Source organism: Allomesorhizobium camelthorni (assembly GCF_011045125.1).
GTDB classification, from domain to species: domain Bacteria; phylum Pseudomonadota; class Alphaproteobacteria; order Rhizobiales; family Rhizobiaceae; genus Allomesorhizobium; species Allomesorhizobium camelthorni.
Genome location: NZ_JAAKZF010000318.1, coordinates 1 through 668, shown reverse-complemented (window position 1 = coordinate 668; position 668 = coordinate 1). Strand labels below are relative to the sequence as shown.

Sequence of the window (668 nt, the reverse complement as noted above, 5' to 3'; positions counted from 1 at the left end):
GCCTGCTGCGCCGGCTCGTAGGCATGGGCGATGTTGAAGGCGATGTTGGTGGCGAGCGAGGTCTTGCCCATGCCGGGACGGCCGGCGAGCACGATAAGGTCGGAAGGCTGGAGGCCGCCCATGCGCCGGTCGAGGTCGCGCAGGCCGGTGGCGATGCCGGAAAGATGGCCGTCGCGCATATAGGCGGCGTTGGCCATGTCGACCGCGGTCTTCACCGCGTCGGTGAAGCTTTCGAAGCCGCCATCGTAACGGCCGGTCTCGGCAAGTTCGAAAAGGCGGCGCTCGGCGTCCTCGATCTGGTCGGAGGGCGACATGTCGACGGGCGCGTCATAGGCGATGTTGACCATGTCCTCGCCGACCGTGATCAGCGCGCGGCGGGTGGCGAGATCATAGATGGCCCGGCCGTAATCGGCGGCGTTGATGACGTTGACGGCCTCGGCGGCGAGGCGGGCGAGATAATGCGCGACGGTCATGTCGCCGACTTTCTCGGTGGCCGGCAGGAAGGTTTTTATGGTGACCGGATTGGCCATCTTGCCCATGCGGATGAGCTCGGCCGAAACTTCGAAGATCTTGCGGTGCAGCGGCTCGTAGAAATGGCCGGACTTGAGGAAGTCCGAGACGCGGTAGAAGGCGTCGTTGTTGACCAGGATCGCGCCGAGCAGCGCCTG

General features: G+C 65.3%; 1 protein-coding gene. It reads right to left on the bottom strand.

Features of this window, described 5'->3' with window-relative positions; all coding sequences use genetic code 11:
* The coding region (locus G6N73_RS36135) for a DnaB-like helicase N-terminal domain-containing protein (protein ID WP_281353033.1) at positions 1-668 on the bottom strand (668 nt) is incomplete at both ends.